Annotated in this window: 23 protein-coding genes; 14 read left to right on the top strand and 9 right to left on the bottom strand. The window is 71.6% G+C overall.

All coding sequences use genetic code 11. The features are described 5' to 3' along the window. Positions 1-252 precede the first annotated feature (252 nt). From aroH to der, 5 genes are all read left to right on the top strand, one after another. A complete protein-coding gene (gene aroH / locus OG272_RS10380; protein WP_327730400.1) occupies positions 253-615 on the top strand; it encodes a chorismate mutase in 363 nt (120 codons plus the stop codon). Continuing rightward, the gene (locus OG272_RS10375; RefSeq protein WP_327730401.1) at positions 612-1697 is read left to right on the top strand and encodes a prephenate dehydrogenase; all 1086 of its coding nucleotides are present in this window, start codon (positions 612-614) and stop codon (positions 1695-1697) included. The genes aroH and OG272_RS10375 overlap by 4 nt, the downstream gene beginning before the upstream one ends. A gap of 294 nt (positions 1698-1991) precedes the next feature. Next, entirely contained in the window at positions 1992-2669 is a 678-nt protein-coding gene (gene cmk / locus OG272_RS10370) for a (d)CMP kinase (RefSeq protein ID WP_327730402.1), read from the top strand. Then, a complete protein-coding gene (locus OG272_RS10365; RefSeq protein ID WP_405893130.1) occupies positions 2627-3361 on the top strand; it encodes a lysophospholipid acyltransferase family protein in 735 nt (244 codons plus the stop codon). Before cmk ends, OG272_RS10365 begins: the two co-directional genes overlap by 43 nt. Positions 3362-3469: 108 nt before the next feature. Next, entirely contained in the window at positions 3470-4930 is a 1461-nt protein-coding gene (gene der / locus OG272_RS10360) for a ribosome biogenesis GTPase Der (protein WP_326583827.1), read from the top strand. 113 nt (positions 4931-5043) lie between these two features. On the opposite strand, the gene OG272_RS10355 is transcribed toward der, so the two are convergent. Continuing rightward, a complete protein-coding gene (locus tag OG272_RS10355) occupies positions 5044-5463 on the bottom strand; it encodes a hypothetical protein (protein ID WP_327730403.1) in 420 nt (139 codons plus the stop codon). Positions 5464-5641: 178 nt separating this feature from the next. Continuing rightward, on the bottom strand, positions 5642-6412 hold the full coding sequence (locus tag OG272_RS10350) for a hypothetical protein (RefSeq protein WP_326583829.1): 771 nt from the start codon (positions 6410-6412) through the stop codon (positions 5642-5644). Positions 6413-6950: 538 nt separating this feature from the next. Here OG272_RS10350 and OG272_RS10345 point away from each other — a divergent pair. Next, the gene (locus OG272_RS10345) at positions 6951-7679 is read left to right on the top strand and encodes a transglycosylase family protein (RefSeq protein WP_327730404.1); all 729 of its coding nucleotides are present in this window, start codon (positions 6951-6953) and stop codon (positions 7677-7679) included. 159 nt (positions 7680-7838) lie between these two features. Here OG272_RS10345 and OG272_RS10340 read toward each other — a convergent pair whose 3' ends face one another. Genes OG272_RS10340 through OG272_RS10330 form a run of 3 tightly spaced genes read right to left on the bottom strand, consistent with a single transcriptional unit; the run spans position 7839 to position 12114 of the window. Further along, entirely contained in the window at positions 7839-8480 is a 642-nt protein-coding gene (locus tag OG272_RS10340) for an ATP-binding cassette domain-containing protein (protein ID WP_326583831.1), read from the bottom strand. Further along, entirely contained in the window at positions 8477-11617 is a 3141-nt protein-coding gene (locus OG272_RS10335) for an ABC transporter permease subunit (RefSeq protein WP_405893129.1), read from the bottom strand. Before OG272_RS10335 ends, OG272_RS10340 begins: the two co-directional genes overlap by 4 nt. Next, entirely contained in the window at positions 11617-12114 is a 498-nt protein-coding gene (locus tag OG272_RS10330) for a hypothetical protein (protein ID WP_326583833.1), read from the bottom strand. Before OG272_RS10330 ends, OG272_RS10335 begins: the two co-directional genes overlap by 1 nt. Positions 12115-12246: 132 nt before the next feature. Here OG272_RS10330 and OG272_RS10325 point away from each other — a divergent pair, with 132 nt between their 5' ends. From OG272_RS10325 to OG272_RS10305, 5 genes are all read left to right on the top strand, one after another. Further along, entirely contained in the window at positions 12247-12834 is a 588-nt protein-coding gene (locus tag OG272_RS10325; RefSeq protein ID WP_328222668.1) for a hypothetical protein, read from the top strand. Further along, positions 12809-14101 (top strand): ABC transporter substrate-binding protein, encoded by a 1293-nt coding sequence (locus OG272_RS10320; protein WP_327730407.1) that lies wholly within the window; start codon positions 12809-12811, stop codon positions 14099-14101. Before OG272_RS10325 ends, OG272_RS10320 begins: the two co-directional genes overlap by 26 nt. A gap of 172 nt (positions 14102-14273) precedes the next feature. Continuing rightward, on the top strand, positions 14274-15536 hold the full coding sequence (locus OG272_RS10315; protein ID WP_327730408.1) for a glycosyltransferase family 4 protein: 1263 nt from the start codon (positions 14274-14276) through the stop codon (positions 15534-15536). Then, a complete protein-coding gene (locus tag OG272_RS10310) occupies positions 15536-16369 on the top strand; it encodes a hypothetical protein (RefSeq protein WP_327732294.1) in 834 nt (277 codons plus the stop codon). The genes OG272_RS10315 and OG272_RS10310 overlap by 1 nt, the downstream gene beginning before the upstream one ends. A 106-nt stretch (positions 16370-16475) precedes the next feature. Continuing rightward, positions 16476-17486 carry a YafY family protein gene (locus tag OG272_RS10305; RefSeq protein WP_326583838.1) on the top strand — a complete coding sequence of 337 codons (1011 nt, stop codon included), beginning with the start codon at positions 16476-16478 and terminating at the stop codon, positions 17484-17486. On the opposite strand, the gene ctaD is transcribed toward OG272_RS10305, so the two are convergent. Then, a complete protein-coding gene (gene ctaD, locus OG272_RS10300) occupies positions 17395-19125 on the bottom strand; it encodes a cytochrome c oxidase subunit I (RefSeq protein WP_327730409.1) in 1731 nt (576 codons plus the stop codon). The genes OG272_RS10305 and ctaD overlap by 92 nt on opposite strands. Before the next feature lie 381 nt (positions 19126-19506). Between ctaD and OG272_RS10295 the strand changes: the two genes are divergently transcribed. Further along, on the top strand, positions 19507-19722 hold the full coding sequence (locus OG272_RS10295) for an I78 family peptidase inhibitor (RefSeq protein WP_326583840.1): 216 nt from the start codon (positions 19507-19509) through the stop codon (positions 19720-19722). Positions 19723-19828: 106 nt separating this feature from the next. Here OG272_RS10295 and OG272_RS10290 read toward each other — a convergent pair whose 3' ends face one another. Then, entirely contained in the window at positions 19829-20869 is a 1041-nt protein-coding gene (locus OG272_RS10290; protein WP_326583841.1) for a phosphatase PAP2 family protein, read from the bottom strand. 237 nt (positions 20870-21106) lie between these two features. Then, entirely contained in the window at positions 21107-22300 is a 1194-nt protein-coding gene (locus OG272_RS10285; protein WP_405893128.1) for a glycosyltransferase family 39 protein, read from the bottom strand. Positions 22301-22625: 325 nt separating this feature from the next. Here OG272_RS10285 and OG272_RS10280 point away from each other — a divergent pair, with 325 nt between their 5' ends. Both OG272_RS10280 and OG272_RS10275 read left to right on the top strand, forming a co-directional pair. Continuing rightward, on the top strand, positions 22626-24236 hold the full coding sequence (locus OG272_RS10280) for an MFS transporter (RefSeq protein WP_326583843.1): 1611 nt from the start codon (positions 22626-22628) through the stop codon (positions 24234-24236). Between the two features lie 229 nt (positions 24237-24465). Next, entirely contained in the window at positions 24466-25635 is a 1170-nt protein-coding gene (locus OG272_RS10275; protein WP_328222667.1) for an acyl-CoA dehydrogenase family protein, read from the top strand. A gap of 61 nt (positions 25636-25696) precedes the next feature. Here the strand turns inward: OG272_RS10275 and OG272_RS10270 are convergent, their stop codons facing one another. Next, on the bottom strand, positions 25697-26140 hold the full coding sequence (locus OG272_RS10270; RefSeq protein ID WP_326583845.1) for a cell division protein SepF: 444 nt from the start codon (positions 26138-26140) through the stop codon (positions 25697-25699). Between the last annotated feature and the right edge of the window lie 247 nt (positions 26141-26387).

Genomic DNA, 26387 nt, shown 5'->3' with positions numbered 1-26387 from the left:
GACGCAGGGGACGGCCTCCCCATGCAAGCGGACGCAGGGGGCGGCGTCCAGGGGCGTACGGAGGTGTTTCGCCCCAAGTGGCGGGACAGTGACGTTCGCGTGACCTTGTCATGATCTGCGACGGTGATCCGCCACCGGGGACGCCTCCCGGGCCGGCCGTCTCGGCAGGCGGGCGCCGCGCACCGGCCCGGGGCGGGCTGACTAGGCTGGTTGTACAGAGAGCCGGGATGTACATCAGCGAGGAGCAGAGCCGTGGCGGTACGAGCGGTCCGGGGCGCCGTCCAACTCGAGCGGGACGAGGCGGGGCACATGGACGAGCAGGTGGGCGAGCTGCTCACCGCGGTCCTGGAGCGCAACGGGCTCACCCCGGACGACCTGATCAGCATCTGGTTCACGGCCACGCCCGACCTGCACAGCGACTTCCCGGCCGCCGCGGCCCGCAAGCTCGGCATCGTCGACGTACCGCTGATCTGCGCGCAGGAGCTGGACATCGAGGGCGCCATGCCCAAGGTCGTACGGATCCTCGCGCACATCGAGTCCGACCGGCCGCGCTCCGAGATCGCGCACGTCTACCTGGGCACCGCCGCCGCACTCCGCAAGGACATCGCCCAGTGAGAACGGCACTCGTCATCGGCACCGGGCTGATCGGCACCTCCGCCGCCCTCGCCCTGGCCCAGCGCGGGGTCACCGTCCACCTCACCGACCACGACCCCGAGCAGGCCCGTACGGCCGCCGCGCTCGGCGCCGGCACCGACGAGGCGCCCGAGGGCCCGGTGGACCTCGCGATCGTCGCGGCCCCGCCCGCGCACGTGGCCGTGACCCTCGCCGACGCCATGCGCCGGGGCCTCGCGCGCGGCTACCTGGACGTGGCCTCCGTCAAGGGCGGCCCGCGCCGGGAGCTGGAGGAGCTGGGCCTCGACCTCTCCGCCTACATCGGCTCGCATCCCATGTCGGGCCGTGAGAAGTCCGGCCCGCTGGCCGCCACCGGTGACCTCTTCGAGGGCCGGCCCTGGGTGCTCACCCCGACCCGGGACACCGACACGGAGGTCCTGAACCTGGCGCTGGAGCTGGTCTCGCACTGCCGGGCGGTCCCGGTGGTCATGGACGCGGACGCCCACGACCGGGCCGTCGCCCTGGTCTCGCACATGCCCCACCTCGTGTCCAGCCTCGTCGCCGCGCGGCTGGAGCACGCGGAGGAGTCGGCCGTACGGCTGTGCGGGCAGGGCATCCGGGACGTGACCCGGATCGCGGCCTCCGACCCGCGCATGTGGATCGACATCCTCTCCGCCAACCCCGGCCCGGTCGCCGACCTCCTCACCGACGTCTCGGCCGACCTCGACGAGACCGTGCAGGCCCTGCGCGCCCTCCAGGCCTCCGACGAGGCCAAGCGGCGCGAGGGCGTCACCGGCATCGAGGACGTCCTGCGCCGGGGCAACGCCGGCCAGGTCCGGGTCCCCGGCAAGCACGGGTCCGCTCCGCGGGCTTACGAGGTGGTGGCGGTGTTGATCGACGACCAGCCGGGCCAGCTGGCCCGTATCTTCGCCGACGCGGGGGCCGCCGGGATCAACATCGAGGACGTGCGCATCGAGCACGCCACCGGGCAGCAGGCCGGCTTGGTGCAGCTGTTGGTGGAGCCGAAGGCGGCGGTGGTGTTGACGGGGGCGTTGCGGGAGCGGGGCTGGGCGATTCGGCAGTAGGGGGCGGGAAGGGGCGGGTGCGCGGTATCGGGGGTGTGGGGGCCGTCGTGGTTTTCTCGCCCCCGCCGCCCCTACCCGTCCCATCCCCGGGCTCCGCCCCGGGACCCCGGCGGGGGCTGCGCCCCCTGGTCCCCGCTTCGGCCTGAACGGCCTCTCCTCAAACGCCGGACGGGCTGGAGAGGTGGCGGCCGGGCGGCTGGAGGGGCGGCCGGGCGGGCCACGCGCACCCAGTACCCTTGTGCGGGGCGTCTTCCGTCTCGCCCCACCACCTCGGACCAGGAAAGGTGCTCCCCAGTGGAACGCGCCACAGTGATCGTTGCCATCGACGGCCCCTCCGGCACGGGCAAGTCGAGCACCTCGAAGGCCGTGGCCGCGCAGCTCGGGCTGAGCTACCTGGACACGGGCGCCCAGTACCGTGCGATCACGTGGTGGATGGTCAACAACGGCATCGACATAGAGGACCCCACGGCGATCGCCGCCGTGGCCGGCAAGCCGGAGATCGTGTCGGGCACCGATCCGTCCGGGCCGACCATCACCGTCGACGGCACGGACGTCGCCGGGCCGATCCGTACCCAGGAGGTCACCTCCAAGGTCAGCGCGGTGAGCGCCGTACCGGAGGTGCGGGCCCGGATCACCGAGCTGCAGCGTTCCATCGCGTCGGGCGCCGAGGACGGCATCGTCGTCGAGGGCCGGGACATCGGCACGACCGTACTGCCGGACGCCGACCTGAAGATCTTCCTCACCGCCTCCCCGGAAGCCCGCGCCGCCCGCCGCAGCGGCGAGCTGAAGGGCGCCGACGTCCACACGACCCGCGAGGCGCTCCTCAAGCGGGACGCGGCCGACTCCAGCCGCAAGACCTCCCCGCTCGCCAAGGCGGACGACGCGGTCGAGGTGGACACCTCGGACCTCACCCTCCAGCAGGTCATCGAGTGCGTGGTCACCCTCGTCGAGGAGAAGCGGGCGGGGAAGTGAGCGAGGCCTCAGCGGGACGGACGCCCTCGGCGGGGACACCTTCGGCCGAGGCTCCTTCGCTGCGCGGTGCCGAGGTCGGCCGGCGCATCGGCGTCGGCCTGATGTACGGGCTGTGGAAGCCGCGCGTGCTGGGTGCCTGGCGGGTCCCCGTGGCCGGTCCGGTGATCCTCGCAGTCAACCACTCCCACAACATCGACGGCCCGATGGTCATGGGTGTGGCACCCCGCCCGACGCACTTCCTGATCAAGAAGGAGGCGTTCATCGGTCCCCTCGACCCGTTCCTGCTCGGCATCGGGCAGGTGAAGGTGGACCGTTCGACCGTCGACCGCACCGCCATCACCCAGGCGCTCGCCGTCCTGGCAGGCGGCGGTGTGCTGGGCATCTTCCCGGAGGGCACCCGGGGCGAGGGGGACTTCGCCTCACTGCGCGCCGGGCTCTCCTATTTCGCCGTGCGCGGCGCAGCGCCGATCGTTCCGGTCGCCGTACTGGGAAGCACGGAGCGGCGCGGACGGTTGATAAAGGGGCTGCCCCCGCTGCGCTCCCGCGTCGACGTCGTCTTCGGCGACCCGTTCGAGGCGGGCGACGGCAGCGGACGGCGTACGCGCAAGGCGCTCGACGAGGCGACCGTGCGCATCCAGAAGCAGCTCAACGCGCACTTGGACCATGCCCGGCGGCTCACCGGCCGCCGGTAAAACGCCGGGCGTCCGATCGGGCGCTGGGCGACACTCAGTAGTGGGGCAACCTGCCGACAGGCCGGGTGACCCACCGATCACCACGATGAACTACGAGGTACGGACTTCATGAACGACCAGTTTCCCTCCGAGCACGAGCACGGAGAGCTTGGCGACGCCGAGTACGCGGAGTTCATGGAGCTCGCCGCGGAAGAGGGCTTCGACATCGAGGCCGTCGAGGGCGCGATCGAGGAGGCGGGCCACGGCCCGCTGCCCGTTCTCGCCGTCGTGGGCCGCCCGAACGTCGGCAAGTCGACCCTCGTGAACCGCATCATCGGCCGCCGCGAGGCGGTCGTCGAGGACAAGCCCGGCGTCACCCGTGACCGCGTCACCTACGAGGCCGAGTGGGCGGGCCGCCGCTTCAAGCTCGTCGACACCGGCGGCTGGGAGCAGGACGTCCTCGGCATCGACGCCTCCGTCGCCGCCCAGGCCGAGTACGCCATCGACGCCGCCGACGCGGTCGTGTTCGTCGTCGACGCCAAGGTCGGCGTCACCGACACCGACGAGGCCGTCGTCCGGTTGCTCCGCAAGGCCAACAAGCCCGTGGTGCTGTGCGCCAACAAGGTCGACGGCCCGAGCGGCGAGGCCGACGCCACCGCCCTGTGGTCCCTCGGCATCGGCGAGCCGCACCCGGTCTCCTCGCTGCACGGCCGTGGCACCGGCGACATGCTGGACGCCGTCCTGGAGGCCCTGCCGGAGGCGCCCGAGCAGAGCTTCGGCACGGCCGTCGGCGGCCCCCGCCGCATCGCCCTGATCGGCCGCCCGAACGTCGGCAAGTCCTCCCTCCTCAACAAGGTGGCGAACGAGGATCGCGTCGTCGTCAACGAGATCGCGGGCACCACCCGTGACCCGGTCGACGAGCTGATCGAACTCGGCGGTGTCACCTGGAAGTTCGTCGACACGGCGGGCATCCGCAAGCGCGTCCACCTCCAGCAGGGCGCCGACTACTACGCCTCGCTGCGCACCGCCGCCGCCGTCGAGAAGGCGGAGGTGGCCGTCATCCTCATCGACGCCTCGGAGTCCATCTCGGTCCAGGACCAGCGCATCGTGACCATGGCCGTCGACGCGGGCCGCGCGCTGGTCATCGCCTACAACAAGTGGGACACCCTCGACGAGGAGCGCCGCTACTACCTGGAGCGGGAGATCGAGACCGAGTTCGGCCAGGTCGCCTGGGCGCCCCGGGTCAACGTCTCGGCGCGCACCGGCCGGCACATGGAGAAGCTGGTCCCCGCGATCGAGACGGCCCTCGCCGGCTGGGAGACCCGCGTCCCGACGGGCCGCCTGAACGCCTTCCTCGGCGAGCTGGTCGCCGCCCACCCGCACCCGATCCGGGGCGGCAAGCAGCCCCGCATCCTCTTCGGCACCCAGGCCGGCACCAAGCCCCCGCGTTTCGTCCTCTTCGCCTCCGGCTTCATCGAGGCGGGCTACCGCCGCTTCATCGAGCGCCGGCTGCGCGAGGAGTTCGGCTTCGAGGGCACCCCGATCCACATCTCGGTGCGGGTGCGCGAGAAGCGCGGCAAGAAGAAGTAGCGGCGGAGACGGCGGTACACGCGCATGAGGAGGGCGGCTCCCCGAAGGTCCGGTGACCTCGGGCAGCCGCCCTCCTCATGTGTCCCTGCGCGCCGCTTCGAGTCTCTTCGTGGTCAGAGACCCCGGCGCGGGTTCGGGGGCAGGGGGGACGGGATGTGGTGCATCCCCGTGTGGCCGGTGGGAATCCGCCCCACCGGCTGCCACACGGCCGTCGTCGTGGCCGTGTGACCGGGCTGGGTCTCGAGCTGGGTGGCGAGGTGCCCCGCCGCGTGCCGGGCGCCGTACGAGCCGGAGTTGTACGAGCCCGTACCGCGCTGTGAGCCCGAGCCGTGCGGGAGGTTCCCGAAACCGGTGAACCCCAGATCCTCCTCACCGTGCCGGTCACCCGGCAGGGACCGATAGGTCCTGACCCACTCCGCGTAGAGCATGTCGTAGATGGGTGTGGCCGATGGGCCGCCCGAAGGATCCTGAGCCGGCCGCATGGACGGGATCGACTGATAGGACTGGCGGCGGGGAACGTCATATGCGTGCACGTCTGTGCCAACGACCCCGCCCCGGAAGGGATGCGCTCCCTCAACCATTCAGCCTCCGGGGAGGGATCGTGCCCCGGAGGGGCGCGGGGAACCGCGCGACAGGCCCCACGAGGCCCGCGCCCACCTGACCAGCCGCGTCGCTACGGCGGGTTGTCACGGCGGCTCTCCGAGGGAGCGATCAGGTGCCGGCCAGCGGCAGGGTGGCGGCCACCAACTTCCCGTTCGCCGCGGCCCTGTCGAGCGCGTCCCGCAGCAGATCCTCCCGCGGTTGCCGGCCGATCGATCCCACCGGCGCCGCGAACATCAGCACCTGCTGATGTTTGTTCGCGGCCGCCCGCCACGGGTCGGCGACCTGCAGCGCCTGATGGGCCTGCCACCACGCGACCGGTGAACCACCGGAGGCGCCCGGCTGCAGGATGGCGTGCAGCTGCCCCATGGCGAGCAGGACGGACCAGCCGTGCAGCACGGGCGGTACGGAGTCGATCTGGGGGAGCGGCATGAAGCCCTGCTCGATGAGCAGGGGCAGGAAGTCGTCGCCCACGCCGGTGGTGCCCGGGCGCGCGATGGGGGCGGTCGGCTCCACGACCAGCGCCGGGTGCAACTCCCCGCTGAGCAGGATCAGTCCGCTGGTGACGCCGAGCACGGCCTGCTCGGGCGCGGCCTGGGCCGGGCTGTCCCCGGCGATGGAACGGGCGGCGCCCCGCAACTGCTCCTCGGTGACCTGGACGACCTGGGAGGGCAGACAGGTGGCGTGGGCGAACGCGAGCACGGCCGTCTCGTCGCCGACGAAGAGGACGGTGCTGGTGCGCTCCTGCTCGGAGTCGCCGGGGGTGCGGCACGACGTGCAGTCGTAGCCGCCGGGGGCGTTCTCTCCGGCGAGCAGCCGGTCGGCTTCTTCGTCGCCGATCTCGGCGCGTACCTCGTCGCTGACCTCGAGCATGCGCGGCACGGGTGGCTCCTCGGGATGCGGTGCGTGTCGGTGCCGGGTGACGTCCGGCCCATGAGCACGGAGGTTCCGGCTCATGAAGAAGACAACGGGTGATCTGTGGCCGGAGTCACGCCCGAAGACGAACGGAATCGAACCAACCGGAGCGCAGGGTGAATCCCTGGGCGGAATCGGTTACTCCGCGCCAACTTCCCGAGGGTCCGGCGAAGTTGGGGCGGTGAAGTGGGTCACAGATCGTCGATGCACGTGGCCGACATATCAGGAAATCAGGGAATGAAGTGGGTGTCCGGAATTGGTCGCTACCTGCGGTAACGGCGAACTGGCCTCGTATGACAAGCGATCGCTTGCTGACAACCCGTCAACCTCCATACATTCCCGGCCGTGTGCAACGAGCACCGCTCGGGTACGTCCGCCGGCCGCTCCACAGTCAGTCCGGAGCAGCACCACCGTCGGCGGACGGGGCTGAGCGCGTCACCGCGTCCTGTGCGACGCGCGTCGCGCCCCGCCTTGGGGGACCCCGGGTCCTTGGAGAGGGAAATACATGTCCGCATGTGCCGACAACACTCGCGAGAACACGCGCAGGACGCGGAGCGCCGCTGAGCGGGACGTCGCCAGGACACAGGACGCTCGCAGGACGCGCACGACGGCGGTCCTCGCCGGGGCGGCACTGCTCGCCCCGCTCGGACTCCTGGCCGTCACCGGCAGCGCCTCGGCGGCCGACAGCGGAGTGTGGGACCGCATCGCCAAGTGCGAGAGCGGCGGCAACTGGCACATCAACACCGGAAACGGCTACTACGGCGGCCTCCAGTTCTCCGCCTCCACCTGGCGCGCCTACGGCGGCACCGCCTACGCGGCCACCGCCGACAAGGCCTCCAAGCACCAGCAGATCGCGATCGCCGCGAAGGTCCAGCGCGCCCAGGGCTGGGGAGCGTGGCCCACCTGCGCCGGCCGCGCCGGAGCGTCCGGCAGCGCGCCCGTGGCGCCCTCCGACGGCTCGTCCGCCACCAAGTCCACCAAGTCCACCAAGCCGGCCAAACCCGCCGGGACCGGGAAGTCCGCCAGGTCGGCCCCGCCGAAGACGCCGTCGCGCCCGGCCGGCCACCCGGACCGCAGCGCGTCCCGCGGCGACTACACCGTCCGGCAGGGCGACACGCTGAGCGCCATCGCGGCCCGGCAGGGGACCACCTGGCGGCAGGTCTACGCCGCCAACAAGGCCGTCATCGGCGGCGATCCCCACTTGATCGTGCCCGGCCAGCGACTCGACCTCTGACGGGACCGCTCTTTCCGAGCTCCGGACACCGAAGTCCCACCCGGCACATCCACCGGGTGGGACCCGTGTCTCCTCGGGCGGCGAAAGCCCACACGGGACGATGAAAGCCATACAGCAGGACGGCGAAAGCCATGCAGGACGGCGAAAGCCCATGTCGGCTCAGGTGAGTTCGGCCGCCTCGCCGCCGAACGCCAGTGCGCCGCGCCAGAGTTCGTACACGAAGACGCCCCGAGCGTCGCGCAGACCCGGCGGCAGACGCTGTTCGGCCACGACCACGCAGGCGTCGAGGCCGCTCAGCAGCTCGTACGTGCGGGCCGCGACCGCGGGTGACATGCCCTGGGTGGGTTCGTCGACGAGGACGACACGCGCGTGGGCCGACAGGGCACGAGCGAGGGCGAGCATGCGCTGCTCACCACCGGAGAGGGTGCCGGCGCGGCGGGGGAGCAGGGGTTCGAGCCACGGATAGGCGTGCAGGGCGTACGAGAGGTCCGGCGCGGCGAGTTCGAGGTTCTCGCGCACGGTGAGCGAGCCGAAGACGGCCCGCCGTTCCGGCACGAGGACGAGGCCCCGCCGGGCGCGCTCGTGCGCGGGCGTCCGGGTGACGTCGGCCCCGTCCCACATCACGGCACCGCCGGAGAGCGGGACCGTGCCGGCGAGGGCACCCAGGGCGGTCGTACGACCGGAGCCGTTGCGGCCGAGCAGCACGGTGAGGCCGGGGCCCGGGGCGGCGAGGGTGAGGCCGTGCAGGGCTTCCAGGGGGCCGTAGCGGACGCGGGCGTGGCGGAGGGAGATGAGGGTCATCGTTCGGCCGCCGGGTCGAACGGGTGGAGCGTGCCCCGTGAACGGAGGACGTGGTCGGCGGGGCCGGAGGTGACGATCCGGCCCGCCGTCATGACGTGCACGACGTCCGCGAGGTCCACGACGAGGTCGAGGTCGTGCTCGACGACCAGCAGGGCCATGCCGTCGTCGGCCAGGGCGCGCAGCACGCGGGTGAGGGCAGTCACCTCGGCCGTGTCGAGGCCGGCGGCGGGTTCGTCGAGCAGCAGCACGCGGGGGCTCCCGGCGAGCGCCCGCGCCAGCTCGACCCGCCGCAGCGTCCCGGTCGGCAGCCCGGCCGCCGGTGCGGTCCGCACCGGCCCGTCCAGCCCGAACAGCCGCAACGCCCGCTCCACGGCTCCGGGATCGGCGACCCGTCCCTGCTCAGCGCCGACCCGTACGTTGTCGGCCACGGTCAATGACGGGAAGACCGCCAGTTGTTGGAACGTCCGAGCGATGCCGAGCCGGGTGCGGGCGTGGGCCGGCAGCCGCGTGATGTCCCGCCCGCCGAGGCGCACCTGGCCGGCACCGGGCCGCAGCGTACCGGCGAGACAGTGGAAAAGGGTGCTCTTTCCGGCCCCGTTGGGGCCCACGACGGCGCTGACGCGGCCGGGGAGGACGTCGAGGTCCACGCCGTCGAGGGCCGTGAACTCGCCGTAGCGGAGCTGGAGGCGTCGGGCTCGGAGGGAGGGGGAGGGAGACGGGGAGCGCCGGCTGCTGTCGGCCGGGGTGGGTACGGGGGCAGGCCGTGAGGGGAAGGTGGGGTCGACTTCGAGTCGGTGCCCGGCGGGAGCGTTGGGGGCAGGGGCAGGGGCAGGGGCAGGGGCAGGAGCCGGAGCCGGCGGGTGCTGCTCCGACGTGCCGGACAACTCCCTGCCGTGTACGCCGGGTTGCGTGCCACCGGACTGCGCGGCACGGGGCTTAGCGTCACCGGGCTTCGCCTTGCCCGGCTTCGTCCCACCAGGCTCCGTTCCACCGGACTTCGTCCCGCCGGATTCGGTGTCACTGGGCTTCGCCTTGCCCGGCCTGGCCCCACCGGGCTTCGCGTCATGGGGCTTCGCGTCAATGGGCTTCGCCGTGCCCGGCTCCGTCCCACCGGACTCCGCGTCACCGGGCTCCATCTTGCCCGGCTTCGCCCCACCAGCCTTCGCCCCACCCGGCTCCGAGTCGTTCGGCGATGTCAGGTTGCCTGTCGAGTCGGTCGTCGGCGCCGTGACCCCGCTCAGGGCGCTCGGCAGCTGTCGGGCCGCCCCGACCGGCGTGCCCGCGCGTACCCGCTCCCGAGCCCGTACCCCGGCGGGGCTCAGCTCACCTCGGTGTTCGGCGGTCTGCCGTAGTCGTAGAACCCCCGCCCGTACCGCCTCGTAGGGCCCGCCGGGGAAGCGGCCCACCAGGAGTGCCAGGACGCCGATGACCGCGGCGGCCACGCCGCCCTTGGTGCCGGCGTCCAGGCCGACCAGCAGGGCGGCCGCCGCGAGGGCGCCGAGTGTGCTGTCGGCGCCCAGGACGACGATCGCGGCGAACCAGAGGAGGCCGCGGACGGGGTCGTAGGCGGCGGGGTCGAAGGCGCGGACGCCCATGGCGAGCATGCCGCCGCCGAGGGCGGCGAGGGCGGCACCCGTCACGAACGCCGCCAGCTTCAGCGACGGGACGCGTACGCCGGCCGCCGACGCCCCCGACTCGTGGTCCCGCATGGCGGCGAGGGCCCGGCCGGTGCGGCCCCGGCGCAGGGCGTGGGTGGCCAGCAGGGCCGAGGAGAGCAGACCCAACTCCAGGACGTAGTACGCGCGGTCGCCCTCGAAGCCCGGGGGGCGGGTGAGGGTGAGGCCCGAGGTCGCGTACGGCTGGGCGAAGACGAAGCGGCTCACGCCGATGCCCACGGCGAACGTGGCGAGGGCCAGCGCCAGACCGTGGCGGCTGATGGCGGGCCAGCCGGTCAGCAGGCCGAGGGGGGCCACCAGGAGCACGGCCACCAGGAGGGCGGTGAGTTCGGGGAGGTCGGGGAGGAAGGGGAAGCGGCCGGCTGTCAGGAGTGCCGTGAAGAGCGCGCCGAGGCCCGCGTACGCCGCCTGCCCCAGGGAGATCTGGCCGCCCCGGCCCGTCACCACCACCAGGGAGAGCAGGATCACGCCCAGCGCCGGCACCTGGACGGCCGTGTGCAGGTCCTGGCCCGCGAAGCCCAGCGGGATCAGGAAGAGCAGGAGCGCCACGATCCACGCGCCGGCGGGGGTGTCGACCCGTGCGGTCGCCGTGCGGGGCAGCGCGTCGCGGGTGCCCACGCCCGGCAGGACGAGGGCCGCGATCAGGAGGGCCACGACGAAGAGGTTGGCGCCCACGGCCTGGAGCAGCGGCTCCGCCCAGCCCGACGGGTGGAACCGGGTCAGCTGGCTCTGGGCGATCCCGATGCCCAGCGCGACCACCACGGCCACCGGGAGGCTGCGCATCCGGGCGGCGACCGCCACGGCGACCACCTCCATGACCAGGAGCGGCATGCCGTACGGGTCGAGGCGTACGTAGGGGGCCAGCAGGACGCCCGTGAGGCCCGCCGTGAAGGAGCCGAACGCCCAGCCCGTGGCGGCGACCCGGTCCGCGTCGATGCCGCCGAGGACGGCGAGGGAACGGTCGTCCACGACGGCGCGGAGTTCCCGGCCGAAGCGCGTCCGGTGCGTGACCGCGCCCACGGCCGCCGCGACGGCGAGGGCCACCGTCAGCTGGCCCCACGGGTCGCCCGGCACGAGCGTCGGCGCGTCGTCCCGCGCCCCCTGGCCCCACAGCAGCGCGGCCCCGCCGACGAGGAGGACGAAGACGCCGATCGAGGCGACCAGGGTCTGCGCCGGGTCGCCGCCGAGCACGGCCGGCGGGCGGAAGACGAAGCGTTCCAGGGCCAGGCCGATGGCGGGGGCGACCAGCAGCAGGGTCACGAGGGCACCGAGCCAGAGGGGCCACCCCCACTCCACCGTGCACTGGCGCAGCAGATACGCGCACACCATCGCGATCGCCCCGTGCGCGAAGTTGAGCACGCCGGTCGCCCGGTACGTCACGATCAGGCCGATTCCGGTCAGGGCAGCCGCGCTGCCGACCGAGAGCCCGGCCAGCGTGAGGTCGTACGTCAGCGACGCCATCAGCCCTCCGCGGGCTCGGCCGAGTCACTTCCGGAGGGTGCTTCACAGATCGGGCACGGCCGCAGTTCGCCGCTCGCCAGCACCCGGGAGTCCACCGGCACCGCCTCCGCCTTGCCGGCCACCAGCGGGCAGTCCGCGCGGTGCCAGAGGGTGCCGCCGGGCACCATCAGCAGCCTGCCGCTGGTGGCGAGGGGGAGGTCCGTCGGCTGCCCGGACCTGTCGGCGTCGGCGGGCTCGGGGGCCACCAGGAGGCCGTACAGCTCCTCGACCCGCGTGGCGGCCAGGGCGTTCCGGCCGTGGGCGAGGAGCACCGCGCCCGCGATGATCAGCGCGGCGCCGGGGACCGTGCAGGAGGCCAGGTAGGGGAGCTGCCGCTCGGCGAAGCGCTCACCCGAGATGCCGTACCAGCCGACCACGCACAGCACCGCGCCGCCGGCGAGCGCGGCCCAGCCGGCCCAGAGGACGGGGTGCACGGTCCGCAGTCGGGCTGTCCGCATCCGGGGCATCCAGGGCTCCCACACGTCGTGTGTCTGTCCATCCCAGCCGATGGCTTGCACTATGCCTCCTGCAAGCTGACCCTGAAAGCACCGGGCGCGTGCCGCCCGGACCGACACCCGGTGGTGAGCCAGATGGTTCTCGGGAGCGACCTCAGGCGGGCGAACGGACGGCGGGGCCGCGGCCCACGGGCGGCGGGACGGGGTGCGGCCCTGGCGGCCACCCTGGTCCTCCTCCTCGCCCCGGCCCTCGCGGCATGCAGTGACGACAGCGGTGGCGGCGGCGACACGGCGCCGCCCACACCGTCCGTGGAACGGACGACCAGCGAGCCCGCCGAATCGGCCACGAGCGCGAGCGGGCCCGCGGACACGGCGGCGGCCGAGAAGCAGATCAAGGAGAACTGGAAGACGTTCTTCGACCCGGCCACCTCCACCAAGGAGAAACAGGCCGTGCTGGAGAACGGCGACGAGATGGGCCCGGTCCTCGCGGCGTTCAGCGGGGACGAGCGCGGCGGGCAGGTGGAGGCCGAGGTCCAGAAGGTCGTGTTCACCTCGGCGACCGACGCCGACGTGACCTACACCCTGCTCCTGGAGGGCGCCACCGCTCTGCCGGACGCGGCGGGCACGGCCGTCGAGCAGGACGGCACCTGGAAGGTCTCCGTCAAGACACTCTGCGGACTGGTCGCGCTGAGCGGCAATGCGACACCGGGCCCGGGCTGCTGAGACGGCCGCCGCAGCCCTGCTGCTCCTCCTGGCCACGGCCTGCGGCAGCCGGCTTCCGGAGAGCGACTTCGAGCGCCGGGACACCAGCACGGCACCGGCGAGCGCCGAGCCCCTGCGCGTCGGGATCATCACCAGCGTCACCAGCCCGGTCGGCGGTGCCGCGTTCACCGGGCCGCGCGACGGGGCCAAGGCCTACTTCGCCGCGCTCAACGCGCGCGGCGGCATCGACGGCCGCCGCGTCGAGGTGCGGGAGTGCGACGACGGGGGCAGCGGTGTCGGCAACAACGAGTGCGTTCACCGGCTCGTGGAGGAGGACGACGTGGTGGCCCTCGTCGCCACCAGCGCCCTCGACTACGCGGGCGCCTCCCGGGTCGCACGCGCGCGCGTGCCCGACATCGGGGGCCAGCCCATCGGCCCGGCCTACGACACGTACCCGCACCTGTACAGCGTCTACGGCAGCCTCGCGCCCCGGAACGGCACGACCGGCTGGGACGGGAAGCAGTACGGCGGCACGGAGGTCTACCGCTACTTCAAGCGCGACCACGGCGCCCGGACCGCCGCCGTGGTCTCGTACAACCAGTCCGCGTCGGCCGCGTACGCGCGGCTGGTCGTCCAGGGGCTGAGGGCCGAGGGGTACGAGGTCGTCACCGAGCAGGTCGACTTCGCGCTGCCCAACTTCCGCGCGGCCGCCGCCGACATCAAGGAACAGGGCGCCGACCTGGTCTTCGACGCCATCGACGGGCACGGCAACGCCCGGCTCTGCGAGGCGATGGACGAGGCGGGCGTCGAACTCACCGCCAAGGTCACCCATGTGCAGAACTGGACCTCCACCGTGGCCGAGGACTACGAGGACGCCCCGCGCTGCCGCAACGCCCTGTGGGCCACCGGCTCCAGCCGCAACCACGAGGACGACGGCGACGAGGCCGTACGGGAGTTCCGGGACGCGACGAAGGGTCTGAAGACGCACTCCCAGTGGCAGTTGGAGGGCTGGGCGGCCGCGATGTGGTTCACGGACGCGGCGAGATCGTGTGCGGGGAGCGGGGAAGGCGTCACACGCGCGTGTGTCGACCGGTTCATGAACCGCGACGAGCCCTACGACGCCGACGGACTGCTCGTCCCCGTCCGCTTCGAGCGGCTGACCGAGCCCCCGAGGACGCGCCGGACCTGTGTGTCGGTGGCCCGCTGGCGGGACGGGAAGGGGTGGGTGAGCCAGGGAGACATGAACGACACCTGCTTCGACGTTCCCCAACTGCCCTACAGGCCCTGATGCGTTTCGGGGCGAACAGGTTCCCTCATCCGCCTATCGATCGCGCAACCGTTCCAAAACAAGTTGATGATGATGTCCAACCATTCCCAGGGATTCCGGGTCTGACGGTATGGCGGTGGACCAGCACCGCCATTGACGGATGACCAGGTAAAACAGGGGGCTCGGGGGACGCATGCATATTTCTTTCCTGATACACAACGCATACGGGATCGGGGGAACGATCCGGACGACGTACAACCTTGCGAACACCCTGGCCGAACAGCACGACGTGGAGATCGTCTCCGTCTTCCGCCACCGTGACGAGCCGGTCTTCGACGTCGACCCGAGGGTCCGGCTGCGGGGCCTCGTCGACATCCGGGAAGGCGGCGCCGACAAGGGCCATGCCGACCTGGAGCGCCCCGCCAAGGTCTTCCCGCGCGCCGAGGGCCGGTACGCGCAGTACAGCGCCATGACCGACCGGCGTATCGCCGAACACCTCGCCTCGGTCGACGCCGACGTCCTGATCGGCACCCGTCCCGGGCTGAACGTGCACATGGCCCGGCAGACCCGCCGCGGCCCGGTCCGCGTCGGCCAGGAGCACCTCACGCTCGACAGCCACTCCCCGGCCCTGCGCGCCACCCTGCGCGGCGTCTACCCGAGGCTCGACGCGCTCACCACGACCACCGAGGCCGACGCGCGCGCGTACGGCTCGAAGATGCGGCTGCCCGGCGTCCGCCTGGAGGCCGTGCCCAACCCGGTGCCCGCGCCGGGCATCGACCCGGCCGACGGCACCGGCAAGTGGGTCGTCGCCGCCGGGCGGCTCGCGCCCGTGAAGCGCTACGACCTGCTCATCAAGGCCTTCGACAAAGTGCGCGAAGAGCGGCCCGACTGGCGCCTGCGCATCTACGGCGGCGGCAAGCAGAAGGACAAACTCCGCGCCCTCGTCGACAAGTTGGGCCTCTACAACCACGTGTACCTGATGGGCCCCGCCAACCCCATCGAGCCCGAGTGGGCCAAGGGCTCCATCGCCGCCGTCACCTCCAGCCTGGAGTCGTTCGGCATGACGATCGTCGAGGCCATGCGCTGCGGTCTGCCGGTGGTCTCCACGAACTGCCCGCACGGCCCCGGCGAGATCATCGACGACGGCGTCGACGGCCGCCTGGTCAAGGTCGGCAATGTCAAGGACATCGCCGACGGCCTGCTGGAACTCATCAACGACGACGACAAGCGGCAGCGGATGGCGCACGCCGCGCTCGAGGACTCCGAGCGCTTCGACCCGTCCCGCATCGCCGAGCGCTACGAGACGCTCTTCGGCGACCTCATCGCCCGTGGCGGCACCTCGTCGGTGGGCCGGATGCGCGGCTCCCTGCACCGCACCCGGGGCGCCCTGCTCGGCGGCGCGTACGCCGTTCGGGATGCCGGACGTTCCGCCTTCAAGAAGGGGCGCACCGCATGATGACGCTGGCTCCGCAGCAGCCCACGCACCGCGACGACCAGGAGGACAGGGCCACGCCCCCGCGCACCGACTGCGTCGCCGACTTCGCCGGCGGCCTGACCTTCGACATCGCCGACCAGGGCGTGTCCGACCCCGCCCATCTGGTCCTCTTCCTCCGCGACAGCGACCAGGAGGTGCGCCTGCCGCTCACCCCGGCCGGCGGCGGCCGTCTGAGGGCCGCGCTCCCGAGCAGCGTGGAGGTCCCCGAGGGCCGCTGGGACGCCTACCTCCAGGTCGTAGGCGGCGAGCCCCGCCGACTGACCCCCGGCCTCAACGACCTGCGCTCCCTCGTCGACCGCGCCCCCACCGCCACCGCCGAGCGGGTCGCCGTCCGCATCCCGTACGGCACCAAGCACGGCAACCTCAGCATCCGCAGCTGGGAGCGCTCCCCACACGCCGAGGCGGGCGAGCTCCACATCGGCGACGGCGCACTGGAGGTGACCGTCAGGCCGTACGGCGCCGAGCCCACGCCCGAGGCGTACGCCGAGGTCACCGACCGCGAGGAGGCGACGCCCGCCGTCCGGGCCGGCCTCACCCCGGACGACCGGGGCGGCCTCCGCTTCACCGTGCCCTACGGCGAACTGCGGCCCGGCACCTGGGACCTGTGGCTGCGCCCCCGGGGCGAGTTGGGCCCACGGGTGCGCGTCGCGCGGCTGCTCGACGACATCGTCGAGAAGACCCCGGTCTTCGTCTACCCCAGGACGCGCGTCGAGACCGAGCACGGCCCCGTGGAGGCCGAGCCGGCCTACACGGCCGACAACGACCTGTCCGTCACGGTCGTCGCCGTGAACTGAGCGGAGCTGAGCCGAGCTGAGCTGAGCCGAGCCGAGCCGAGCTGAGCCGAGCGGACTTCGGCGGTCGAGGACACACCCTGTCCTCGACCGCTGGCAGACTCGCCCCATGTTGGAGACATCGGCACGGCTGCTGCGACTGCTCTCGCTCCTGCAGTCCCACCGCGAATGGTCCGGCTCGGAACTGGCCGGCCGGCTCGGCGTCACCGCGCGCACGGTCCGCCGGGACGTCGACCGGCTGCGCGAGCTGGGCTACCCGGTCAACGCCAGCCCCGGCACGGGCGGCGGCTACCAGCTGGGCGCCGGGGCCGAACTGCCGCCGCTGCTCCTCGACGACGAGGAGGCGGTCGCGGTCGCCGTCGGGCTGCGCTCGGCTGCCGGGCAGGGCATCGACGGCATCGGCGAGTCCTCCGTACGCGCCCTCGCCAAGCTCGAACAGGTGCTGCCGAGCCGGCTGCGCCGCCGGGTGGGCGCCCTGAACGCCTTCACCGTGCCTCTGCTGCGCGGGCCGCAGCTCTCCGCGGTCGACCCGGGCGTCCTCACGGAACTCGCCAACGCCTGCCGGGACGCCGAGCGGCTGCGCTTCGAGTACCGCGACCACGGCGGCGCCGCCACCCGCCGTACCGTCGAGCCGCACCGCCTGGTGTGCACCGAGCGCCGCTGGTACCTGGTCGGCTGGGACGTCGACCGCGCCGACTGGCGCACCTTCCGCGTGGACCGGGTCACGCCCAGACCGCCGCACGGCCCGCGCTTCACCCCCCGCGAGCCACCGGCCGAGGATCTCGCCGCGTACGTCTCCAAAGGCGTATCCACGCGCGTGTACGCCTCGCACGCCGTCGTACGGCTGCTGGTGCCCCTCCACGAGGCCGCCGAGCGGATCTCGCCCTCGGCGGGCACCCTGGAGGCCTACGACGAGCACAGCTGTCTGTTGCGCACCGGGGCTCCGAACCTCGATGTGATGGCCATTCACGTGATGATGACCGGCGTCGACTTCGAGGTCGTCGAACCGGCGGAGCTGACCGGGGCGATCAGGACTCTTCGGGACCGCCTGTCGGCCGCTCTTGACCGAACCGGGGATGCGGCGTCCTCTCCTGGCCCTGCCGGGTCTGGGGCGGCGTGATCGCCGCGAACTTCGGATGGTGCAGGTCGAACGCCGGGGCCTCGGAGCGGACCCGGGGCAGCGTCACGAAGTTGTGGCGCGGCGGCGGACACGAGGTCGCCCACTCCAGAGACCGGCCGTAGCCCCACGGGTCGTCGACCTCGACCTTGACGCCGTACCGGGAGGTCTTCCAGACGTTGTAGAGGAACGGGAGCGTGGACAGGCCCAGCAGGAAGGAGCCGATCGTCGAGACCGTGTTGAGGGCCGTGAAGCCGTCGGCCGCCAGGTAGTCCGCGTACCGCCGCGGCATGCCCTCGGCGCCCAGCCAGTGCTGCACCAGGAACGTGGTGTGGAAGCCGACGAAGAGCGTCCAGAACTGGATCTTGCCGAGCCGCTCGTCGAGCATCTTCCCGGTGAACTTCGGCCACCAGAAGAAGAAGCCCGCGAAGGTCGCGAAGACGACCGTGCCGAAGACGACGTAGTGGAAGTGCGCGACTACGAAGTACGAGTCCGTGACGTGGAAGTCCATCGGCGGCGAGGCCAGGATCACCCCCGTCAGACCGCCGAACAGGAACGACACCAGGAAGCCGGTCGCCCACAGCATCGGTGTCTCGAACGACAGCGAGCCCTTGAGCATCGTCCCCGTCCAGTTGAAGAACTTCACTCCCGTCGGCACGGCGATCAGGAAGCTCATGAACGAGAAGAACGGCAGCAGCACCGCGCCCGTGGCGAACATGTGGTGCGCCCACACCACCACCGACAGCCCGGTGATCGCCATCGTCGCCCCGACCAGCGTCAGATAGCCGAAGATCGGCTTGCGGCTGAAGACCGGGATGATCTCCGTGATGATCCCGAAGAAGGGGAGGGCGATGATGTAGACCTCGGGATGCCCGAAGAACCAGAACAGGTGCTGCCACAGCAGCGCGCCGCCGTTGGCCGCGTCGAAGATGTGCGATCCGAACCGCCGGTCGGCCTCCAGACAGAGCAGCGCGGCCGCCAGCACCGGGAACGCCATCAGGATCAGGATCGACGTGAACAGCGTGTTCCAGGTGAAGATCGGCATCCGGAACATCGTCATGCCGGGGCCGCGCATCGCGATGATCGTGGTCAGGAAGTTCACCGCGCCGAGGATCGTCCCGAAGCCGGCCAGTGCCAGCCCCATGATCCACATGTCGGCCCCGATGCCCGGTGACCGTTCCAGGCTGTTCAGCGGCGCGTAGGCGAACCAGCCGAAGGCGGCGGGCCCCGACGGCACCAGCAGCGAGCCCAGCACGATCAGCCCGCCGAACAGGAACAGCCAGTACGACAGCATGTTCAGACGCGGGAAGGCGACATCGGGCGCGCCGATCTGCAACGGCATGATCTCGTTGGCGAACCCGGCGAAGGTGGGCGTCGCGAAGAGCAGCAGCATGATCGTTCCGTGCAGGGTGAACAACTGGTTGAACTGCTCGTTGTCCACGATCTGGGTGCCCGGCCGGGCCAGTTCGGCGCGCATCACCAGCGCCATCAGACCGGCGGCCAGGAAGAACAGGAACGACGTGACCAGGTAGAGATGGCCGATCTTCTTGTGGTCCGTCGTGGTCAGCCAGTCGACCACCAGCCGCCCCGGCGCCTTCGCCCCTACGGGTCGTGCCGGCGCCTGTACGGTCTCGGTCCCCATCGCTCGCCCCTTCGCTGCCGCGTCCTGGGCCCGTGATGCACGTCATGATGCTCGTGCCCCGGCCGCTCCCGACAGGAGGCGTACGGGGGAAGTGTGCGGGAACCGTGTATTTCCCATGAGGTGGGGGCTTCCGGGAGCCGTCCGGGAATCAGTGGGAAAAGGCTGGACATGCACCGGACGGACACGGCCCCGGACATGCTTTCCGACGGGCTATTCGCGATGGTGTCGAAGTGGTCGGGAATTACGTTCGGCAGCGCGCGGAAGGCGTAAGGAACCGCTCGTACGTGTGACTGAGTTGGGCCGAAACGCGTGTCGTGGTTCTGTGACAGAAGCGTGACTGCGGGAGGACAGCGGGACCTCCGGCCGCCTACCGTGGCGGTCATGGCACCCATTCCCACCCCCTCCGAAGAGCCCCGGGACGACCCCGACACCTACGTCGGACTGGAGGCGCCGAGCGCCGAGCGCCGCGCCCTGGAACACGGCTGGTCCACTGTCAGGAAGCTGCCACCGGGCGCGATCATCACCATGGAGTACCGCTTCGGCCGGCTGAACCTCGAGGTCGAGGACGGCCGGGTGAGGCGCGCCTGGAAGGGCTGAACAGAAGCGTCGTCAGGCCCGGGACGGGCGAAGGCCCGGCTCACTTCGGAGCCGGGCCTTCGCCGTGCGGGGCATGGGCTGTGCGTACCGGCCCCGCTGTCTCGTGTCAGCCGCCCGCGACCGGTCGGGCCGAGGGCGCGTTGCGTGCCACCCGGTCCGCGTGGGGCGGTCGACGGGTCCCGAGCGGGGTCACCGGGCTCCGCTCCGACCTGGTCAGATGCGGCCCGGGAGGCAGATGCAGCGGCACGATCGGGGGGTGGGCGGCGCGGGCCGCGATACCGGTCTCCCGGACGCTCGCGGGCTCCTCGCCGGGCTTGCGCAGCGAGGCCGTGCCCACGGTGGTGGGCGTCGGCGCGGATACGGGCGCAGACGCCGGCACGGGCGCTGTACGACGGTCGCGCCAGGTGTCCCGCAGCGAGAAGAGCCAGGCCTCGGCGCGGGCGATCAGCGGCTCGAACCAGGGCAGCCCCAGCATGATCAGCAGACCGGCGGCCCAGCCCAGCAGGACGTCGCTCAACCAGTGCGTACCGAGGTAGACCGTGGTGAGACCGACACCGAGCGAGATCACGGCGGACAGCGCGGACAGCCAGCGCCTGGCCCTGGGCGTCGACGCCAGATAGGCCAGGATGCCCCAGGTCACCACGGCGTTGGCGGTGTGTCCCGAAGGAAATATGTCGCCGCCCAGCCACATCTCGTTGGAGCCGATCTCGGTGGCGTAGTGCGGGCCGAGCCGGCCCATGCCGATCTTGGCGGCGCCGACCGTGATGTTCAGCAGCAGCAGCGAGACACCGAGCGCGAGCATCGGGCGCAGGGTGTGCTGTCTCCACGAGCGCCAGCCCAGCCAGGCGGCGACCATCACGGCGGTGGGGCCGCGCTGGCCCAGGACGACGTAGTAGTCCAGGAAGGCGTGGATCTGCTGCCACTGCTGGTACGGCCGGAAGAACATGATCTGCCAGTCGAGCCGGACCAGCCACGAGGTGATCACGACGGCCCACACGATGGCCACGTAGAAGGCCAGGGTGGAGGCGAAGAGCACCACCCGGTGCCAGGTCATCACCGGCACATCGATGTGGGCCGGTCGTTCCGGCTCACGGTCCAGCCTGGAGAAGACCCGGTCCAGACGGGTCGGCTTTAGTTCGGTACGCACTCAATCGACGTTACAGCGAGTGAGCTCCGACGCGGCGTGAATCACCGGGTTTGTGATGACGCCGTGATGTGGGATTGCTCTCAGAATGATGTTTATTTCTGCTGAATGACGAATCGTTGCGCCACTCGGCCTTCAATTCCATGGCCTCATACGGGGCGGTCGTTTACGGCCCTTTTGAATTCGTTCACCGAATGCTCGCGTGGAATTACCCGCCCGCTCGCTGTCCGTCGCGGGCGGTCATGGCGGACCGGAGCCATTCAGCCAGAACGCCCCGTAGAGCGCCGACACCACCGCGACACCGCTGAGAACCGTCGCTGACCTGGGCGTACGCGCTCCGGCGAGGGTCCGGGCGAGAGGCAGCAGCAGGGGGAAGGCGGGCATCAGCAGGCGCGGCTTCGAGCCGAAGTAGCTCGACGCGCACAGGGCCAGCGCGGTGACGACCCCCGCGTAGACCAGCAGGGGAAGCGGGTGCCCCTGTCGTACGCACACCGCGTACAGCCAAATGATCGACGCCACCCCGATGATCAGTCCGACACCCGCGAGAGCCGACGGGAACGACGTGAACTTGTCGGCGACGAAGCGCGCGAAGGCGTAGCCGCCGTCGAAGCCGTTGCGCCAACCCGCCTGGACGTCGAGATAGCCCAGCGGGCCCTTGCCGGTGCGACGGCCGACCCACAGGACATAGCCGGTGGCACCCAGGGGTGCGAGAAGCATGCCGAGGGCGCGCGGCCAGAGGTGAGCGCTGTTCGATACCTCCGCACTCCGGTTCCGTACGAACGGGGGAGCGGGCGCGTGTCGCCGTTCCCGGAGGTACGACGCGATCGCCGCCGCCCAGACCGCCGCGACCACCGCGAGCCCCACCGGACGGGTCAGCCCGGCGAGGGCGGCCAGGGTGCCCGCCGTCACCCAGCGGCCGGTGAGGACCGCGTACAGCGACCAGGCGGCCAGCGCGGTGAACAGCGACTCCGTGTACGCCATCGACTGCACGACCCCGACCGGCAGCACGGCCCACAGCAGCACCGCGCACACCCCGACCCGACGCCCGTACACCTGGTCGGCGACCGCGAAGATCCCCCAGGCCGCGGCGAGCGAGGCGAGCGTGCCGACGACGAGACCGGCATGGGCGTACGACAGCGGGGTCACCGCCGACACCGCCCGCTCCAGCCACGGCAGCAGCGGGAAGAACGCCAGGTTCGAGTGGACGTCGCCGTTCGGCAGGCGCACCTCGTAGCCGTAACCGAGTTCGGCGACGCGGGTGTACCAGAGCGAGTCCCAGCGGGCCGACAGCAGCGTCAGGGCGCTCTTGTCGCGCGCCGCGCTCCACACGGCCAGGGCGACGAGGCCCAGGGCGCGCACGGCGATGTACCCGAGGAGCGCGGGGGCGGCCCGTCTCAGGAGAGGCGGCGCCGGGCGCGTAGCAAGATCGGTCACGCGCTCGATTATCGGCGGAGCCGGGAACCGGCCGGGACGCGGTCACGTGGTGGTCCGTGATGGACGGTGACGGGCGAACCACGGACGAGTGATGAAGGAGTCATGGAGGACCGGTGCGCGGCTCGGGGCGTGGCGTATGCCACACGTCACATGAGGGTTCCATGAGACACCCGCCACTTTTCACCGGCCGGGACTCGCGTACGCTGTCGGCTCGCTCGCCTTTCGTTGCGCGGGTCCGGGACGCCGCTCCTCCCGGGCCGTGGCTGTCGGGGAGTCCCCACCCCGTTGGTACCGCCGAACGCGAGAGCATCTGGGAGGTACGTACATGTCCGGGACGCCCACGGCCGCTGTGCGACGCCGCCGGGAGGCCGGGGCCGGTGCCAACCGCTGGGTCGTCCTCGTCGTCCTCTGCGTCAGCCTGCTGCTCGTCGCCGTCGACGCCACCGTGCTGCATGTGGCGGTACCCGCCGTCACCGAGGACATCAAGCCGAGCGGCATGGAGCTGCTCTGGATCGTCGACGTCTACCCGCTGGTCTGCGCCTCGCTGCTGATCCTCTTCGGCACCCTCGGCGACCGGGTCGGCCGCAGACGGATCCTCCTCCTCGGATACGCCCTCTTCGGCGTCGCCTCCGCCCTCGCGGCCTGTGCCGACAACCCCCAGGTCCTGATCGCGGCCCGCGCCCTGCTCGGCGTCGGCGGTGCGATGATCATGCCCGCGACGCTGTCGATCCTGCGCCAGGTCTTCCCCGACCGGCGCGAACGGGCGTTCGCCATCGGCATCTGGAGCGCGGTCGCCGCCGTGGGCGCGGCTGTCGGACCGCTGCTCGGCGGGTTCCTGCTGGAGCACTTCTGGTGGGGCTCGGTCTTCCTCGTCAACATCCCGCTGATGCTCGTCAGCCTGCCGATCGGACGGCTGCTGCTGCCCGAGTCGACGGGCGACCGCGACGGCCCCTGGGACGTGGTCGGCGCCCTGATGGCCGCCGTCGGCCTCTTCGGTGTCGTCTTCGCCGTGAAGCGGCTCGGCGGCGGGCACCCGCCGTTCGACCCGGGCACCGCGCTCGCGCTGCTCTGCGGCGGCGGACTGTTGATCGCGTTCGTACGACGGCAGCGGCGCCGGACGCATCCGCTGGTCGACCTGCGGATGTTCGCGCGCCCCGCGTTCAGCACCTCCGTCGGCTGCATCGTCCTGGCGATGCTCGCGCTGGTGGGGCTGGAGCTGATCGCCGCGCAGTATCTGCAACTGGTCCTCGGACTGTCCCCGCTGGAGACGGGCCTACGGCTGCTGCCGCTGACCATCGCCGCGATGGCGGCCGGGCTCGTCGGCTCCCATCTGCTGCACCGCTTCGGGCCGCGCCGCATGGTCTCCCTCGGCTTCTGCCTCACCGCCGTCGCGGTGGTCCTGCTGACGGCCATGGGGCGCCATGACAACGCGGGGTTGCTGCTCGCCGGGTTCGTCCTGCTGGGCTTCGGTCTGGAGACCACCCTCTTCGGTGCTTACGAGTCCATGCTGAGCGAGGCGCCCGCGTCGTCCGCGGGCGGGGCGGCCGCGATCGGTGAGACCTCCTACCAGCTGGGCGCCGGCATCGGTATCGCGCTCCTCGGCAGCGTGATGAACGCGGCGTACGCTCCCGGGCTGTCGTCCGTGCCCGGGGTTCCCGGCTCGGCCTCCCACGCCGCCGGGCACTCGCTGGGCGAGGCCTACGAGGTCGCCGACCGGCTGGGCGGGCCCGCGGGCGAGGCCCTGCGGCATGCCGCCCGCGACTCCTTCGTCCACGGGCTGCATGTGACGCTGCTGGTGAGCGCGGCGCTGTTGGTGCTCGGCGCGGTGATGGCCCTGCGGTTGCCACGGGGGATGGAGTGCGGGGGCCCTGCGGAGGTGCCGGGGCCTCGGGAGGCCAAGACGGCGACGCCTGTACGGGCGGAGTCGGTGCGCTGAGTCGCCGGGGCGCCCTTCGTCGGGGCTGAGGCTCGGGGCTGAGCTCGGGGCGGGGTCTCGCTGACCTGCGCTTGCCGGGTGCCGCTGCGCCCGCCCTCCCCCTCCCCCGCTCTCGGCTCCGCTCGAACGGGAGGGATCCCCAACGCCCCTGGCCGCACGACTGCCCGCAGCCAGGGACGGCTGGGTAGTGTGCTTAGCGTCGCTAGTTTTGTGAGCCGGAGGTGCACCCATGAGCTTCGACCCCGCCGATTTTCTCGGCCTCGACGATCTGCTCGAACCCGAGGATCTCGCCGTGCGGGACACCGTGCGGAGGTGGGCGGCGGATCGGGTGTTGCCGCAGGTCGCCGAGTGGTACGAGCAGGGGGAGTTGCCCGGGATCCGGGAGTTGGCGCGGGAGTTGGGCGCGATCGGGGCGCTGGGGATGTCGCTCCAGGGGTACGGGTGCGCGGGGGCGAGCGCCGTGCAGTACGGGCTCGCCTGTCTGGAGCTGGAGGCGGCGGACTCGGGGATCCGGTCGCTCGTGTCCGTGCAGGGATCGCTCGCGATGTACGCCATTCACCGGTTCGGGAGCGAGGAGCAGAAGCAGGCGTGGCTGCCGCGGATGGCCTCCGGTGAGGTGATCGGGTGCTTCGGGCTGACCGAGCCCGACCACGGCTCCGACCCGGCGTCGATGCGTACGTACGCCAAGCGGGACGGCGGCGACTGGGTTCTCGACGGGCGGAAGATGTGGATCACCAACGGGTCCGTCGCCGGGGTCGCCGTGGTGTGGGCGCAGACCGAGGACGGCGTTCGGGGGTTCGTCGTACCCACGGACACCGCCGGGTTCTCCGCGCCGGAGATCAAGCACAAATGGTCTCTGCGCGCCTCCGTCACCAGTGAACTCGTCCTGGACGACGTACGGTTGCCCGCCGATGCCGTACTGCCGGAGGTCAAGGGGCTGAAAGGCCCACTGAGTTGTCTTTCGCACGCCCGCTACGGAATCGTGTGGGGCTCGATGGGTGCCGCTCGGGCGTGTTTCGAGTCGGCCGTCGAATATGCCAGGACGCGGGAGCAGTTCGGGAAGCCGATCGGGGGATTCCAGCTCACCCAGGCCAAACTCGCCGACATGGCGGTCGAGTTGCACAAGGGGATTCTGCTCGCCCACCATCTGGGGCGGCGGATGGACGCGGGACGGCTCCGTCCCGAGCAGATCAGCTTCGGCAAGCTGAACAACGTACGAGAGGCGATCGAGATCTGCCGTACCGCCCGCACGATTCTCGGCGCGAACGGGATTTCCCTGGAGTACCCGGTGATGCGGCACGCGACGAATCTGGAGTCCGTGCTCACCTACGAGGGCACCGTCGAAATGCACCAACTCGTGCTGGGCAAGGCGCTCACCGGTCTCGACGCCTTCCGATGAAGCGCGTCGTACGGGTCGTCCGACCGCGCGCCGGAGGGCGGGGCCGGCGAGCGACCTTGCCTCAGCTCTGGTTGAAGAAGCCGTCGACCGGGCGGCTCGCGACCTCGCCGCTGACGATCTCCGTGTCGGAGGGGGTCAGCAGGAACACACGGTTGGACACCCGCTCGATCGAACCGCGCAGACCGAAGATCAGGCCGGCCGCGAAGTCGACGACGCGCTTGGCGTCGGCGGCCTCCATGTTCGTGAGGTTCATGATCACCGGGACGCCGTCCCGGAACAGCTCGCCGATGTGCCGGGCGTCACGGAAGCTGTCCGGCGTGACCGTGCCGATGCGGCGGCCCTGGTCCTGCGCGGACTCGGACGCGACCTTGACGCGAGGGTCGGTGACCCAGGCCTCGCCGGAGCCGGACTCCCGCTCATCGGCGTAGTCGTCGTCGTAGTAACGCTCGTCATCGTTGTCGTCGACGAGGCCAAGCCAGGCACTCGCCTTGCGCACCGATCCCATGGACGCCTCCTCTCGCAGCGGTCTTTCGTGCTTTCCGCATCCCTATCGTCGTCCATGATGCGGATGTCTCGCCAAGTGGATAGGCGCCGCACGGGGGTTTCGTGACGGTACTGGTGCAGAACGAATTCGTCGAGAGTCCATGTGCCCCAAGGGCTCCGCTGTACACACCTGCTGACAGGGAGTGAAATAATATTGTTCACGGCGTTTGGGTGAGTCCTGGTACGTCCGGGTGAACGTTCCGGCGGCT

Origin of the sequence: Streptomyces sp. NBC_00104, from assembly GCF_045160825.1 — a bacterium.
Lineage (GTDB): Bacteria > Actinomycetota > Actinomycetes > Streptomycetales > Streptomycetaceae > Streptomyces.
The sequence above is the reverse complement of the archived record's forward strand: the minus strand, read 5'-3'. Positions and strand labels throughout refer to the sequence as shown.

Coding starts and splice junctions, on each gene's coding strand:
- der (WP_326583827.1), top strand. CDS start 3,470: ATGAACGACCAGTTTCCCTCCGAGCACGAGCACGGAGAGCTTGGCGAC.
- OG272_RS10345 (WP_327730404.1), top strand. CDS start 6,951: ATGTCCGCATGTGCCGACAACACTCGCGAGAACACGCGCAGGACGCGG.
- OG272_RS10340 (WP_326583831.1), bottom strand. CDS start 8,480: ATGACCCTCATCTCCCTCCGCCACGCCCGCGTCCGCTACGGCCCCCTG.
- OG272_RS10335 (WP_405893129.1), bottom strand. CDS start 11,617: ATGGCGTCGCTGACGTACGACCTCACGCTGGCCGGGCTCTCGGTCGGC.
- OG272_RS10330 (WP_326583833.1), bottom strand. CDS start 12,114: ATGCGGACAGCCCGACTGCGGACCGTGCACCCCGTCCTCTGGGCCGGC.
- OG272_RS10325 (WP_328222668.1), top strand. CDS start 12,247: ATGGTTCTCGGGAGCGACCTCAGGCGGGCGAACGGACGGCGGGGCCGC.
- OG272_RS10320 (WP_327730407.1), top strand. CDS start 12,809: ATGCGACACCGGGCCCGGGCTGCTGAGACGGCCGCCGCAGCCCTGCTG.
- OG272_RS10315 (WP_327730408.1), top strand. CDS start 14,274: ATGCATATTTCTTTCCTGATACACAACGCATACGGGATCGGGGGAACG.
- OG272_RS10310 (WP_327732294.1), top strand. CDS start 15,536: ATGACGCTGGCTCCGCAGCAGCCCACGCACCGCGACGACCAGGAGGAC.
- OG272_RS10305 (WP_326583838.1), top strand. CDS start 16,476: ATGTTGGAGACATCGGCACGGCTGCTGCGACTGCTCTCGCTCCTGCAG.
- ctaD (WP_327730409.1), bottom strand. CDS start 19,125: ATGGGGACCGAGACCGTACAGGCGCCGGCACGACCCGTAGGGGCGAAG.
- OG272_RS10295 (WP_326583840.1), top strand. CDS start 19,507: ATGGCACCCATTCCCACCCCCTCCGAAGAGCCCCGGGACGACCCCGAC.
- OG272_RS10280 (WP_326583843.1), top strand. CDS start 22,626: ATGTCCGGGACGCCCACGGCCGCTGTGCGACGCCGCCGGGAGGCCGGG.
- OG272_RS10275 (WP_328222667.1), top strand. CDS start 24,466: ATGAGCTTCGACCCCGCCGATTTTCTCGGCCTCGACGATCTGCTCGAA.
- OG272_RS10270 (WP_326583845.1), bottom strand. CDS start 26,140: ATGGGATCGGTGCGCAAGGCGAGTGCCTGGCTTGGCCTCGTCGACGAC.